Annotated in this window: 15 protein-coding genes; 8 read left to right on the plus strand and 7 right to left on the minus strand. The window is 61.9% G+C overall.

Annotated elements, in window-relative coordinates:
- Nucleotides 1-41: 41 nt before the first annotated feature.
- The gene (locus LB558_RS01185) at nt 42-206 is read right to left on the minus strand and encodes a hypothetical protein (protein WP_224695769.1); all 165 of its coding nucleotides are present in this window, start codon (nt 204-206) and stop codon (nt 42-44) included.
- Nucleotides 207-392: 186 nt separating this feature from the next.
- Here LB558_RS01185 and purL point away from each other — a divergent pair, with 186 nt between their 5' ends.
- The 5 genes from purL to LB558_RS01210 all read left to right on the plus strand — a co-directional run bounded on the left by purL (nt 393) and on the right by LB558_RS01210 (nt 5,403).
- The gene (gene purL, locus LB558_RS01190; protein ID WP_224695772.1) at nt 393-2,624 is read left to right on the plus strand and encodes a phosphoribosylformylglycinamidine synthase subunit PurL; all 2,232 of its coding nucleotides are present in this window, start codon (nt 393-395) and stop codon (nt 2,622-2,624) included.
- The gene (locus LB558_RS01195) at nt 2,621-3,133 is read left to right on the plus strand and encodes a hypothetical protein (protein WP_224695775.1); all 513 of its coding nucleotides are present in this window, start codon (nt 2,621-2,623) and stop codon (nt 3,131-3,133) included. Before purL ends, LB558_RS01195 begins: the two co-directional genes overlap by 4 nt.
- Nucleotides 3,134-3,257: 124 nt before the next feature.
- The gene (locus LB558_RS01200) at nt 3,258-3,491 is read left to right on the plus strand and encodes a BolA/IbaG family iron-sulfur metabolism protein (protein ID WP_010909092.1); all 234 of its coding nucleotides are present in this window, start codon (nt 3,258-3,260) and stop codon (nt 3,489-3,491) included.
- Between the two features lie 142 nt (nt 3,492-3,633).
- Nucleotides 3,634-3,969, plus strand: coding sequence for a Grx4 family monothiol glutaredoxin (grxD, locus tag LB558_RS01205; RefSeq protein WP_006332883.1), 336 nt, complete (start codon nt 3,634-3,636; stop codon nt 3,967-3,969).
- A 165-nt stretch (nt 3,970-4,134) separates the two neighbouring features.
- On the plus strand, nt 4,135-5,403 hold the full coding sequence (locus tag LB558_RS01210; RefSeq protein WP_318011600.1) for a multidrug effflux MFS transporter: 1,269 nt from the start codon (nt 4,135-4,137) through the stop codon (nt 5,401-5,403).
- A 460-nt stretch (nt 5,404-5,863) separates the two neighbouring features.
- Here the strand turns inward: LB558_RS01210 and LB558_RS01215 are convergent, their stop codons facing one another.
- The 3 genes from LB558_RS01215 to rpsD form a co-directional block, all read right to left on the minus strand.
- The gene (locus tag LB558_RS01215) at nt 5,864-6,697 is read right to left on the minus strand and encodes an inositol monophosphatase family protein (RefSeq protein WP_224695777.1); all 834 of its coding nucleotides are present in this window, start codon (nt 6,695-6,697) and stop codon (nt 5,864-5,866) included.
- On the minus strand, nt 6,687-7,580 hold the full coding sequence (ttcA, locus tag LB558_RS01220) for a tRNA 2-thiocytidine(32) synthetase TtcA (RefSeq protein ID WP_263494468.1): 894 nt from the start codon (nt 7,578-7,580) through the stop codon (nt 6,687-6,689). Before ttcA ends, LB558_RS01215 begins: the two co-directional genes overlap by 11 nt.
- A gap of 107 nt (nt 7,581-7,687) precedes the next feature.
- The gene (gene rpsD, locus LB558_RS01225; RefSeq protein WP_023759539.1) at nt 7,688-8,305 is read right to left on the minus strand and encodes a 30S ribosomal protein S4; all 618 of its coding nucleotides are present in this window, start codon (nt 8,303-8,305) and stop codon (nt 7,688-7,690) included.
- 373 nt (nt 8,306-8,678) lie between these two features.
- On the opposite strand from rpsD, the gene LB558_RS01230 reads away from it, so the two are divergent.
- On the plus strand, nt 8,679-8,888 hold the full coding sequence (locus tag LB558_RS01230) for a hypothetical protein (RefSeq protein WP_224695779.1): 210 nt from the start codon (nt 8,679-8,681) through the stop codon (nt 8,886-8,888).
- A gap of 112 nt (nt 8,889-9,000) precedes the next feature.
- On the opposite strand, the gene LB558_RS01235 is transcribed toward LB558_RS01230, so the two are convergent.
- From LB558_RS01235 to LB558_RS01245, 3 genes are all read right to left on the minus strand, one after another.
- Nucleotides 9,001-9,189 carry a DUF3008 family protein gene (locus LB558_RS01235; RefSeq protein WP_224695781.1) on the minus strand — a complete coding sequence of 63 codons (189 nt, stop codon included), beginning with the start codon at nt 9,187-9,189 and terminating at the stop codon, nt 9,001-9,003.
- Nucleotides 9,190-9,253: 64 nt separating this feature from the next.
- On the minus strand, nt 9,254-10,054 hold the full coding sequence (gene murI, locus LB558_RS01240) for a glutamate racemase (RefSeq protein ID WP_224695783.1): 801 nt from the start codon (nt 10,052-10,054) through the stop codon (nt 9,254-9,256).
- Nucleotides 10,047-10,961, minus strand: a complete 915-nt coding sequence (locus LB558_RS01245) for an RNA methyltransferase (protein ID WP_224695785.1) — start codon at nt 10,959-10,961, stop codon at nt 10,047-10,049. Before LB558_RS01245 ends, murI begins: the two co-directional genes overlap by 8 nt.
- A gap of 214 nt (nt 10,962-11,175) precedes the next feature.
- Here LB558_RS01245 and LB558_RS01250 point away from each other — a divergent pair, with 214 nt between their 5' ends.
- Both LB558_RS01250 and LB558_RS01255 read left to right on the plus strand, forming a co-directional pair.
- On the plus strand, nt 11,176-12,387 hold the full coding sequence (locus LB558_RS01250; protein ID WP_127258286.1) for an NADP-dependent isocitrate dehydrogenase: 1,212 nt from the start codon (nt 11,176-11,178) through the stop codon (nt 12,385-12,387).
- Nucleotides 12,388-12,399: 12 nt separating this feature from the next.
- The gene (locus tag LB558_RS01255; protein WP_224695787.1) at nt 12,400-13,026 is read left to right on the plus strand and encodes a glutathione S-transferase family protein; all 627 of its coding nucleotides are present in this window, start codon (nt 12,400-12,402) and stop codon (nt 13,024-13,026) included.
- Nucleotides 13,027-13,072 lie beyond the last annotated feature (46 nt).

Consider the following 13,072-nt stretch of genomic DNA (forward strand, 5'->3'; position numbering starts at 1 on the left):
TCGATTTGGCGCAGAGCACCTACAAAAAGCTGGCTCTCAGATCAGCCCTCTGCCTTGAAGTTCTTGGCTTCCTTCTTGGCCTTGTCTTTCCCGTGCTTCTCAGCCAGCTCCTTGGCCTGCCCAGGCGAAACATCGGTGGTCTCCGCGATATGCATAGCCTCCTTCTCCGAGAGGCGATTATCTTTCTTGCCTTGCTTGGTGGCCATGGTCCAAATCTCCTGATTGGTTGGAGACCTAACGGCCGGAATGTCATCCCGTTCCCCAATGGCGGTGCAGAAGCCCTTCCTTGTAGCTTTCCATTGTTTTTCAGCATCCGATGGGGTGTATTGGCTCCCAAGCTTGCGATAAGACGGGGCTCAAAATCCCAACGTCCCGGATAAAAATCGCCGCCCATGACCATTTCCAATTCCGTGCCGATCACCCCCGAGCTCATTGCCTCACACGGGCTGAAGCCCGACGAATATCAGCGCATTCTCGACCTTGTCGGGCGCGAGCCGAGCTTCACAGAACTCGGCATCTTCTCGGCGATGTGGAATGAGCACTGCTCCTACAAATCCTCGAAGAAGTGGCTGCGCACGCTGCCGACCACCGGGCCGCAGGTCATCCAGGGACCGGGCGAGAATGCCGGCGTGGTCGACATCGGCGACGGCGACTGCGTCGTCTTCAAGATGGAGAGCCACAACCACCCCTCCTACATCGAGCCCTATCAGGGTGCGGCGACCGGCGTCGGCGGCATATTGCGCGACGTCTTCACCATGGGCGCACGGCCGATCGCGGCGATGAACGCGCTGCGCTTCGGCGCGCCCGACCACCCCAAGACCCGGCACCTCGTTTCAGGCGTGGTTTCCGGCGTCGGCGGCTATGGCAACGCCTTCGGCGTGCCGACGGTCGGTGGCGAGGTCAATTTCGACGCCCGCTACAACGGCAATATCCTGGTCAACGCTTTTGCAGCGGGCCTTGCCAAGACCGATGCGATCTTCCTGTCGGAAGCCAAGGGCGTCGGCCTGCCTGTCGTCTATCTCGGTGCCAAGACCGGCCGCGACGGCGTTGGCGGCGCCACCATGGCCTCGGCCGAATTCGACGACAAGATCGACGAGAAGCGCCCGACCGTACAGGTCGGCGATCCCTTCACCGAAAAGTGCCTGCTGGAAGCCAGCCTCGAACTGATGGCCTCGGGCGCCGTCATCGCCATCCAGGACATGGGTGCGGCCGGCCTCACCTGCTCGGCTGTCGAAATGGGCGCCAAGGGCGACCTCGGCATCGAACTCTATCTCGATAAGGTGCCGGTCCGCGAAGAGCGCATGAGCGCTTATGAAATGATGCTCTCGGAAAGCCAGGAGCGCATGCTGATGGTGCTGCGCCCGGAAAAGGAAAGGGAAGCCGAGGCGATCTTTCACAAATGGGGGCTCGACTTCGCCATTGTCGGCAAGACCACCGACGATCTGCGCTTCCGTGTGCTGCACCAGGGCGACGAGGTCGCCAACCTGCCGATCAAGGATCTCGGCGACAAGGCCCCGGAATATGACCGGCCGTGGGTTGAGCCGAAAAAGCCGGCGCCGCTGGCCGCCAATGACGTTCCGCAAGCCGATGTTGCCGATGCGCTTCTGAAGCTGCTCGGCGGTCCCGACCTGTCCTCGCGCCGTTGGGTCTGGGAGCAGTACGACACGCTGATCCAGGGCAATTCGCTGCAGCTTCCCGGCGGCGATGCCGGTGTGGTGCGGGTCGAAGGCCATGCGACCAAGGCGCTCGCCTTCTCCTCCGATGTGACGCCGCGCTATTGCGAGGCCGACCCCTATGAGGGCGGCAAGCAGGCGGTGGCCGAATGCTGGCGCAATTTGACCGCCACCGGTGCCTTGCCGCTGGCCGCTACCGACAATCTCAATTTCGGCAACCCGGAACGGCCCGAGATCATGGGCCAGTTGGTCGGCGCGGTGAAAGGCATCGGCGACGCCTGCCGCGCGCTCGGATTCCCGATCGTCTCCGGCAATGTCTCGCTCTACAACGAGACCAACGGCCAGGGCATTCTGCCAACCCCGACCATCGGCGGCGTCGGGCTGATCGCCGATTGGTCGAAGATGGTGCGGATCGGCTTTGCGGCCGAGGGCCAGATGATCCTGCTGGTCGGCGCGCCGGCGTCCTGGGGAACGCATCTCGGGCAATCGGTCTATCTCAGGGACATACACGGCCGCACGGACGGCCCGCCGCCGCCGGTCGATCTAGAGCATGAAAAGCGCGTCGGCGACCATGTGCGCGCGCTCATCGCATCCGGTGTCGTCACGGCTGCGCATGACGTTTCCGATGGCGGTGTCGCCGTTGCACTTGCCGAAATGGCGATGGCGTCCGGCATCGGCGCCACCGTTCCCGGGCTTGTCGGCACCGACCCGATCCCGGTCTGGTTCGGCGAGGATCAGGGCCGTTATCTGCTGACGTTGTCGATCGATCCGGATAGTGACGAGTGGGACGCCATTCGCAAGCAGCAGAGCGAACTCGGCATTTTCGCGCCGTGGATCGGCTCCACAGGCGGCAGCGCGCTGAAGCTTGGCGATGCCAGGGCAATCCCGGTCAGCGAATTGAGCGGAGCCCACGAAGGCTGGTTCCCGCGCTTCATGGATCAGGCCAGTTGACCACACTGGCTGCGCGGGCGCTGCTTGCAGTCGTCTTCTGGCCGTCGTTCTTCTTCTTCTGGTTCCTCGGGCCGTTCGTCTTTTTCCTGCTGTCGACGACCTCGAGCGAGGTTTGCGCCCAGCTGGAAACACGCGCGGAATTTCTTGCCGCGGCCAACGGCGCCATCCCTATGCTGGCGCTGCAGAACCTCATCTACGCGGTTCCGATCGTGTGCCTGGTGCTCTGGAACCGCTTGGCGCCGGATCCGGCACGGGCAAGGCACATTGTCACCTGCATCAAGCTTTTTGCCAGCGCGGTGGTCGTCGGGGCGATGTGGGAGTACGGCTCGTCGCTCGTCTGCGACGGCTACGGCCAGGGTTTCTTCTCGCCAGCTTGGCAAATGACGAGCTATCTCCCCATTGTCAGCCTGCTGCTCAACGCGCCGCTCTATGTGCTTGCCTTCAGCCTTGGCCGCGCTTTCTCGACACGCGAGGACGTTGCCGAGGATGAAGCAAGCCCACCGGCCTGATCTTTCTCTGAAGCCGTCTTGTCCTTGGCGGGACAGAACGGCTTCAATCCGGACCGGAAAGGCTTTAGGCTCGCGCGACTCTCATCTATGGCCGGCTACCGGCCGCTCGAAACAGGATTTTGCCATGGCAATGGATGCCCACGACATCGAAAAACTGATCAAGGACGGCATTCCGGACGCCAAGGTGACGATCCGCGACCTCGCCGGCGACGGCGACCATTATGCGGCCGAGGTGGTGGCCGAGAGCTTTCGCGGCAAGAGCCGCGTCCAGCAGCACCAGATGGTCTACGACGCGCTGAAGGGCAATATGGGCGGCGTGCTGCACGCACTGGCGCTACAGACCAGCGTTCCGGACTGACCTATTAGCGCTTGGCCCAACACGGCTCATCCTTTGCGCCATTTCAGCCACGGCACGGCTAACGTCTTGTTTCGCGCAATCGTTGGGTTTATTTGAAGGGTATGTTTCGAGCCTGACTCCCACAGGCGGGAAAGGATATTCCATGAGCGGCATCAACGACTACATCGACAACGAAGTGAAGGGCAACGACGTCGTCCTTTTCATGAAGGGCACGCCCGGTTTCCCGCAATGCGGATTTTCCGGCCAGGTTGTCCAGATCCTCGACTATATCGGCGCCGACTACAAAGGCGTGAACGTTCTGGATTCAGCCGAACTGCGCCAGGGCATCAAGGAATACTCCAACTGGCCGACGATCCCTCAGCTCTACGTCAAGGGCGAATTCGTCGGCGGCTGCGATATCATCCGCGAGATGTTCCAGGCCGGTGAGTTGCAGACATTCCTCGTCGAGAAGGGCGTCAGCGTCAAAGGCGCAGCCTGATTTCTGTTTTGTGCATGTTGCCATCCGAAGGTTGATTTTGATTTTCAGAGTCATGCACCAAGGCGTCGGGGGCACCTCGGCAATTTTCATGTCCTGAACCCAGGACCAAGACGAGCCAATGCGCCGGCCCGCCGGCGCATTTTCGTTTGAAAGATCGGACTTGCCGTGGACCAGCCAAAACCAGCGCCGCAATCGGCAAGCAAACTGCCCATTCCGCGTTGGGAGTTCATCGCTCTGTGCGCGGCGCTGATGGCGCTGAACTCGCTTGCCATCGATATCATGCTGCCGGCGCTGCAGCAGATCGGCGCCTCGCTCGGCGTCGAAAATGAAAACCACCGGCAGTACGTCATCACGGCCTACATTCTGGGCTTCGGCGGCGGACAGCTGTTCTTCGGGCCGATCTCGGATCGCTTCGGGCGTCGCGCGCCGCTGGTCGCCGGGCTGGTGATCTATGTAGCCGCGGCCGCGGCGGCCGCCATTGCACCAAGCTTTGAAACACTTCTGCTGTGCCGGGCCGTGCAAGGCATCGGTGCAGCCGCCACCCGCGTCATCGCCGTCTCAATCGTGCGCGATACGTTCGACGGCCGGCGCATGGCCGAGGTGATGTCGCTGATCTTCATGGTGTTCATGGCCATACCGGTCATTGCTCCCGGCATCGGCCAGTTCATCATGCTGTTTGCGACCTGGCATTGGATCTTCGTCACCATGGCCGTCGGTGCGCTCCTCGTCTCGGCCTGGTCGCTGCTGCGCCTTCCCGAAACGCTGCATCCAGAACATCGCCGGCCGCTGACACTCAACTCCATTGTCGGCGGCTTCCGCATCGTTCTCACCAACCGCATTGCGATCTGCTATGCCTTCGCCAGCACCTTCATTTTCGGCGCCATGTTCGGCTTCATCGCCTCAGCGCAGCAGATCTATGTCGACGTCTTCCATGTCGGCGAGATGTTCCCGGTCATCTTCGCAGGCGTCGCGGGCGTGCTCGCCTTCTCCAATTTTCTGAATTCGCGTCTTGTCGGCCGCATCGGCATGCGCCGCCTGTCGCAGAGCGCGCTGCTGCTGTTCCTGGTCATCAGCCTTGCCTGGCTGGTGATTTCGCTGGAAATGAAGATGCCGCTCTGGCTGTTCATCACCTTCTTTGCCTGCGCCATGCTTCCGTTCGGTGCGCTGGGCGCGAACTTCAACGCGCTGGCCATGGAGCCGCTCGGCCAACTGGCCGGCACGGCGTCGTCGATCCTCGGTTTCATGCAGACGTTTCTCGGCGGCATTCTCGGCACGCTGATCGGTCAGGCCTTCAACGGCACTGTGACGCCGCTGGCCGCCGGCTTCTGCAGCGTCTCGGTCGCGGCGCTGCTGATGATCTTCATTGCCGAGCGCGGCAAGATGTTCCAGCCACAGAACCCGCCGGTTTCAGGGCACATAACCGACTTGCATTAGGACGCACCTTCAAGAGCTGCCGTGAACCGAGGGGCAAGCATGCGCCCCGCGATTGCTTCACCCATGCTGTCCGAAAACGGCAGTGGCAGAGCATCATCGAGTGCCCTGAGGATGGATGCCACGAAAGCCCGGCTGCGTTGGGCATCGGTTCCCAGATCGGAATATGTGGCGCGTGGTCTGCCAATCAGCGTTCCGTTGCGGCGAAGCGAGAACCGCAGTGTCAGGGACATGCCTGCGGTTCCGGGTGGCGGCTTCCAGCAGGCATAGATAGCGTCCGACATCTCCTTTATTGTGTCGACGGGATCGGGACTGCGACAGCTGCGCTCTTGCGATCTTGCTTCCTGGGGACTGGCAAACAGAGCGGCGGCAAGAGCCGCCGCGACAAGTGCGAACCGAGGTTTCATTCGAGAGCCTCCGGATTGCGCGCGATTGTATCGCTCTCCTTCGGCTAACGCAGCAATTAATCCTGTGGCGCCCAGAGCTCGCGGCGCAATTCGTGCCAGCTTTCCTGGTCTGGCGCGACAAGCAGGCCGCCGCCGAGATGCGAGGGCCGATAGGCGCTGCCGTCGAAGCGCGCCGCGTGGCCGCCGGCCTCGGCATGGATCAGCACGCCGGCCAGATGGTCCCACGGCATCAGCTTGTTATAGACGACGAAGTGGGCATGGCCGCTCGCCAGCAGGCGGTATTCGTGCGCGGCGCAGCGATAGGCGAATTGCGACAGGATCTTCGTCTGGTTACGCGCCAACCGCGACCGTTCCGGTTCGGGCATGTATTGCCAGGAGACAGAGCCGGTCATTTCCGAGATCGGCGCTGCCGTTGCGACATGCACCTTCTCCAGGCTGCCGTGCGCATGCCTGATATGACTGCCGGCGCCCCTGGCGCCGATCAGCCAGTCCTTGCCGACCGGATCGTGGATGATGCCGGCAACCGTCTCGCCCTTGACCACGACCGCCAGCATGACGCCGAACAGCGGCACACCGGAGGCAAAGTTGAAAGTGCCGTCGACCGGGTCGATGACGAAAGCCAGATCGGCATCGCCCAACCCGTTCAACAGCGCAGGATTGTCGGAACAGGCCTCCTCGCCGACGACCATCGCCTGGGGATAGCGCTCGCGCAGCCTGGCGGTGATGAGCCGCTCGGCATTGACGTCGGCTTCGGTCACCAGGTCGGCGGCCGACGTCTTCTGGCGGATGTCGCCATCGCCCAGCCGGCGAAAACGCGGCATGATCTCGGCCAACGCCGCCTCGGCCAGAATGCCGGCCAGCCAGTCGATCGCGGTGTCGTCAAATGTCATCGGAAATGTCTTGCCTTGTGGTGAGGGTCTCGTTGAGGGCAGCGAAATCGAACAGCTTTCTGTCGAGCAGATGCGATGGCCTGCTGTTCGACAGCGCGCGCAGCATCGTATCCTTGCGGCCTGGCATGCGCTTTTCCAGGTCCTCGAGCATCGCCTTCATGGCGTTGCGCTGAAGACCTTCCTGGCTGCCGCAGAGATCGCAGGGAATGATCGGAAATTGCATGGCGGCAGCGAATTTTTCCAGATCGGCCTCGGCGCAGTAGCTCAATGGCCGCAGCACCATGACGTCGCCCTCGTCGTTGAGCAGTTTTGGCGGCATGGCGGCGAGACGGCCGCCATGAAAGAGGTTCATGAAGAAGGTTTCGAGAATGTCCTCACGATGGTGGCCGAGCACCAGTGCCGAGCATCCCTCCTCGCGCGCAATGCGGTAGAGATGGCCGCGCCTGAGGCGCGAGCAGAGCGAGCAATAGGTGCTGCCCGCAGGCAGTTTGTCGGTGACGACGGAATAGGTATCCTGATATTCGATGCGATGCGCGATGGCGTATCTGTCGAGATAGTCCGGCAGGATATGTTTGGGGAAATTCGGCTGGCCCTGGTCGAGATTGCAGGCCAGCAGGTCGACCGGCAAGAGCCCGCGCCATTTGAGGTCGAGCAGCACCGCGAGCAGGCCGTAGGAATCCTTGCCGCCCGACAGCGCAACCAACCAGCGCTGGCCGGGCTTCACCATCGTGAAATCCTCGATTGCCTGCCGGGTCAGCCGCAGCAGCCGCTTGCGCAATTTGTTGAACTCGACCGAGGACGGCACGTCGGAAAACAGCGGGTGGAAGCCGCCCTCGCTGTCGGCGATCGGTTCGAGCGTTTCAATGTCTGGAAGCATGTTCATGGCACGTCGCTTTCAGTGGCCCAGAGCGCCGGATTAGCGGACATGACCGACAAAGAAAAGGCCGCCTCGACGGGCGGCCTTCGCAGGATGTCGCAGAATGCGCTCGTTTAGCGCGAATAGAATTCGACGACCAGGTTCGGTTCCATCTGCACGGCGAACGGAACGTCCGCCAGGCCGGGGATGCGCGAGAAGGTCGCGACCATCTTGTTGTGATCGGCTTCGATGTAGTCCGGCACGTCGCGCTCGGCGAGACCGACCGCTTCCAGAACGATAACCAGCTGCTTGGACTTTTCGCGCACTTCGACGACATCGCCCGGCTTGCAGCGGTACGAGCCGATGTTGACGCGCTTGCCGTTGACGTTGACGTGGCCGTGGTTGACGAACTGACGGGCGGCGAAAATGGTCGGCACGAACTTGGCGCGGTAGACGACCGCGTCGAGACGCGATTCGAGCAGGCCGATCAGGTTCTCCGAGGTGTCGCCCTTGCGGCGGTCAGCCTCTTCATAGACCTTGCGGAACTGCTTTTCCGAAACGTCGCCATAGTGACCCTTCAGCTTCTGCTTGGCGCGCAGCTGCAGGCCGAAATCGGAAAGCTTGCCCTTGCGGCGCTGGCCATGCTGGCCGGGACCGTATTCACGCTTGTTGACCGGGGACTTCGGGCGGCCCCAGATGTTTTCGCCGAGACGGCGGTCGATCTTGTACTTCGCGGATTCGCGCTTGCTCATCGCATTCCCTTTTCAAAACAACACACCCGGAACCTCATGGTCCGGGTGAAGGAAACGCGCCCTCCTCTGGCCTCCGTTTTCGAGACCTGACAGGGTTTTCCCACGCAACGCGGCGGAAAACCCACGGGACACGTCAGTTCAAACAAGATAGTAGAATTGGATTTCCACGCATCTTGCGCACATAAAGAAAACCACCGGGCATTGCGGCCCGGTGTTGGCGCTGATTAAACGGAGATTTAACCTGTGTCAAGCTTGTGGCTGGCGTAGGCCATGGCGACGATATAGCGTCTCTGGGTTGAGTACAGTGCCGGATGTGGCGGGAGGTTGCGCCAGCGGCATCAGGAAGGGACCGGAGCAGAGGAGCTACATTCGTATGAAGAAATTCTTCCTTACCCTGACAGGAGCCGCTGTGTTGGCGGGATCCATGGCGGTCATGACACCGGAGCCGGCGGAGGCCAGGCATTGGCAAGGACACCGGCATCACCAGGCTTGCCGCATCGTGATCAAGAAAAAAGTTATCTGGCGGCACGGCCACAAGAAGGTCGTCCGCTACAAGATCAAGCGCTGCGGCGGACGCTGGTAAGCTCCAATCGGGTCTCAGCGGTCGACATTCATTTCAAAGCCCGCGGTTTTCGCCGCGGGCTTTTTGATTCCAGCTGGTGTTCTTCGGCGTTTCCGTTGAACGGCGGACTGTCCTAGTCTTTCGACTTCTTCTCCGGCAGGCCCTTGCGCTTCGTCTCGGCGAATTCCTCGAGCTGCTTTTCGCTCATCGATTCGTACATTCCCTTGGAAGCGCCCTGGAGTTCGCTCTTCCTGGTCTCGCCGCGCTTGGCCGACAGAGCCGCGCCGGCGGCTTTCTGCTGGGCTTTCGAGGTGGCTGGCATGGCTCTTTCTCCCGTTAGCGTCAGGAGAAAAACGCAACGACTGCCATGATGTTCCGCTTCGCAATCACGACATCGCCAGCCCGAACCCCTGCATCAGGCGACGAGTCGGGAAATCGGCTCTTTTCGATGTGAAGACGGCAAGGTCGGGCCCTTCAGGCAGCATCTCCCCACGACCGCCCGGATCGATGTCGGCGAGAAGCGACAACGCCCGGCGCGCGATCGCTTCAGCGGGGTCGAGCCAGTCGACCGGCCAAGGCGCTGTCTTGCGCATGCGATTTGCGAGAAAGGGATAGTGTGTGCAGGCGAGCACGACGATATCCGTACGCAGCGCATCATGTTCGACAAAGCACGGCGTGATCTCGGCGCGCACGGCCTCCTCATCGACGAAGCCCTCACGCATGTAGATCTCAGCCAGTCCCGCCAGCCTGTCGCTGCCGACCAGGCGGACATGGCATTTCTGCGCCCATTTGCTGATCAGGTCGCGCGTGTACTGGCGCTTGACGGTGCCAGGCGTCGCCAGCACCGAAACCAGCCCTGAGCGTGTGCGTTCCGCCGCCGGCTTGATCGCAGGCACCATGCCGACGAAAGGATGCTCGGGAAATCTCTCGCGCAGCGCATCGATCACCAGCGTCGAGGCGGTGTTGCAGGCGATGACGGAAATGGCCGGCGCAAACTGCTCAAGCAGTTTGCCGAACAATTCAAGGATATGCACCCTCAGCGCCGGCTCTTCCCAAGCGCCGTAGGGAAACGCGGCGTCGTCGGCGACATAGATGAAGCGGCGGTCGGGCATCAGCACGCGCGCCTCGCGCAGCACGGTAAGCCCGCCGATGCCCGAATCGAACATCAGGATCGGCCGCTCAGTCATTGTCGGTTCCTTTTCCGCCCAGCGGCGGTATGTCATCGTCCTTGCCGGTGTCGGCAAGGCGCCCCGCTTCCGCCTTGCGGGCACGCGCGGCGGCCGCGGGCAAGCGCCGTGGGTCATCGCCAGGGGAACCATCGCCGCGCGGCATCGCCGGCGAAAACCTGTCGAGCGACGAGATGATGCCGCGCAGCACCTTGAGCTCCGGCTCGGCAAAGCCGGCGCGTGTCAGCACCGCGCGCAGATTGTCGACCATTTTCGGCTTCTTCGGTGCCGGCCGGAAATAGCCGCGCGCTTCCAGTGCACCTTCGAGATAGGCGAACAGGCCGTGCAATTCTTCCTTGCTTGCCGGCTTCATGTCCGGGCCGGAAAAATTGGTCCTGGTCTCGTCTTCCAGGCCGGACTTCATCCATTCGTAGGACATCAGAAGCGCGGCCTGGGCGATGTTGAGCGAGGAGAAATCGGGATCGACCGGGAAAGTCACGATCTCGTCGGCAAGGCCGACCTCGTCATTGTAGAGGCCGAAGCGTTCGCGTCCGAACAGGATGCCGGTGCGCTGGCCCATCACGTGGCGCGCCCGCAGCAGCCTGCCCGCCTCCACCGGCCCGCGCACGGATTTGAAGCCGTCGCGCTGCCTGGCCGTGGTGGCGAAGACAAAGTTCAGGTCGGCGAGCGCCGAGGCCAGATCGTCGAAGACGGTGACAGCGTCGATGACATGGTCGGCGCGGCTGGCCGCCGCGCGTGCCTTCTCGCTCGGCCAACCATCACGCGGGTTGACCAGGCGCAGCTCCGACAGACCGAAATTGGCCATGGCGCGCGCGACCATGCCGATGTTCTCGCCAAGCTGAGGTTCGACGAGGATGATCGCCGGGCCGGCGACTGCAATGCTATCGGGATCTTTGGTGACGGGCATGATTGTCAATGAACTGCTGTTTGCGGCATTTCAGCGTCCCTGCCACATTCGGCCGGGAAAATGAAGCATTCGCAAATGACGACGACTCTGGCCCCCAATTCGTGACCGATCGCCGTTTGCGTGGCCAAAAGCGCTTTGATATACGGGCGACATCTCCCGGCCCAACGCCACGCGGGCAAGGCCGTCCCATATCCCAGCAACGAGGCATTCTTTCATGGCGAAGATCAAGGTGGCGAACCCGGTCGTCGAACTCGACGGCGACGAGATGACCCGCATCATCTGGCAGTTCATTAAGGACAAGCTGATCCACCCTTATCTCGACCTCAAGCTTGAATATTACGACCTCGGCATCGAGCATCGCGACGCCACCAACGACCAGGTGACCATCGATTCGGCCAACGCCATCAAGAAACACGGCGTCGGCGTGAAATGCGCGACGATCACCCCCGACGAACAGCGCGTCGAGGAGTTCAAGCTGAAGAAGATGTGGAAGTCGCCGAACGGCACCATCCGCAACATCCTCGGCGGTACCATCTTCCGCGAGCCGATCATCATGAAGAACGTCCCGCGCCTGGTGCCCGGCTGGACCAAGCCGATCATCGTCGGCCGCCATGCCTTCGGCGACCAGTACCGCGCCACCGATTTCCGCTTCCCCGGCAAGGGCAAGCTGACCATCAAGTTCGTCGGCGAGGACGGCCAGGTGATCGAGCACGATGTGTACGACGCGCCCGGCGCCGGTGTCGCCATGGCCATGTACAATCTCGACGAGTCGATCCGCGAGTTTGCCCGCGCCTCGCTGAACTATGGCCTGCTGCGCAACTATCCGGTCTATCTGTCGACCAAGAACACCATCCTCAAGGCCTATGACGGCCGCTTCAAGGACATCTTCCAGGAGGTCTACGAGGCCGAGTTCGAGGCCGAATTCAAGTCGAAGAAGCTGTGGTACGAGCACCGCCTGATCGACGACATGGTGGCCTCCGCCCTGAAATGGTCGGGCGGCTATGTCTGGGCCTGCAAGAACTATGATGGTGACGTGCAGTCCGACACGGTCGCGCAGGGTTTCGGCTCGCTCGGCCTGATGACCTCGGTGCTGATGACGCCGGACGGCAAGACGGTGGAAGCGGAAGCCGCGCACGGCACGGTCACCCGCCACTACCGCCAGCACCAGAAGGGCGAGGAAACGTCAACCAATTCGATCGCCTCGATCTTCGCCTGGACGCGCGGCCTCGCGCACCGCGCCAAGCTCGACGACAATGCCGAGCTGAAGCGTTTTTCCGAAACGCTGGAAAAGGTCTGCATCCAGACGGTCGAATCCGGCTTCATGACCAAGGACCTGTCGCTGCTGATCGGCCCCGACCAGCCTTGGCTTTCGACCACCGGTTTCCTCGACAAGATCGACGAGAACCTGCAAAAGGCGATGGCCTGACAAGTAAGCGAGATGGGCAAGCCCATCGTCTACGGGGCGGGCTACAGCGTGTATGTACGCATCGTCCGCCTCGTACTCGCGGAAAAAGGCATCGACTGCGAGCTTGTGCCGGTCGATGTCTTTGCCACTGATGGCATTCCCGCCTGGTATTTCGAGCATCATCCGTTCGGCCGCATCTCGGCCTTCGAGCATGACGGGTTTTACCTCTTCGAGACCAATGCGATTGCCCGCTATATCGACGAGGCCTTCGACGGACCAGCGCTGCAGCCTGCCGACGCGCGCGGCCGCGCCAGGATGGCCCAGATCATTGGCATGCTCGACGCCTATGGCTATCGCGCGATGGTCTGGGATGTCGCCGTCGAGCGGCTCGAAAAGGCTGAGCCGGATGAGGAATTGATCACCGGCGGGTTGCGACAGGCAGAGACGGCGCTGAAAGTGCTGACCTCATTGAAGGCAGAGGGACCATGGTTGCTCGGCGAGCAACTGACACTGGCCGACCTGCACGCGGCGCCGATCATCGCCTATTTCGTCAAGGTCAGCGAGGGGCAAAAGGTGCTGGCTGAGTTCCCTGATATCCGGGACTGGTATACGCGCATTGCGGCTCGGCCGAACTTCGTGCGGGCTGAAAAAGTCGGCTAGTAAGAGACGTCCGCGGGGCAGCGCCCCCCGCTGTCCCTCCAACCGT

Origin of the sequence: Mesorhizobium sp. CO1-1-8 (genome assembly GCF_020164875.1) — a bacterium.
Taxonomy (GTDB): domain Bacteria; phylum Pseudomonadota; class Alphaproteobacteria; order Rhizobiales; family Rhizobiaceae; genus Mesorhizobium.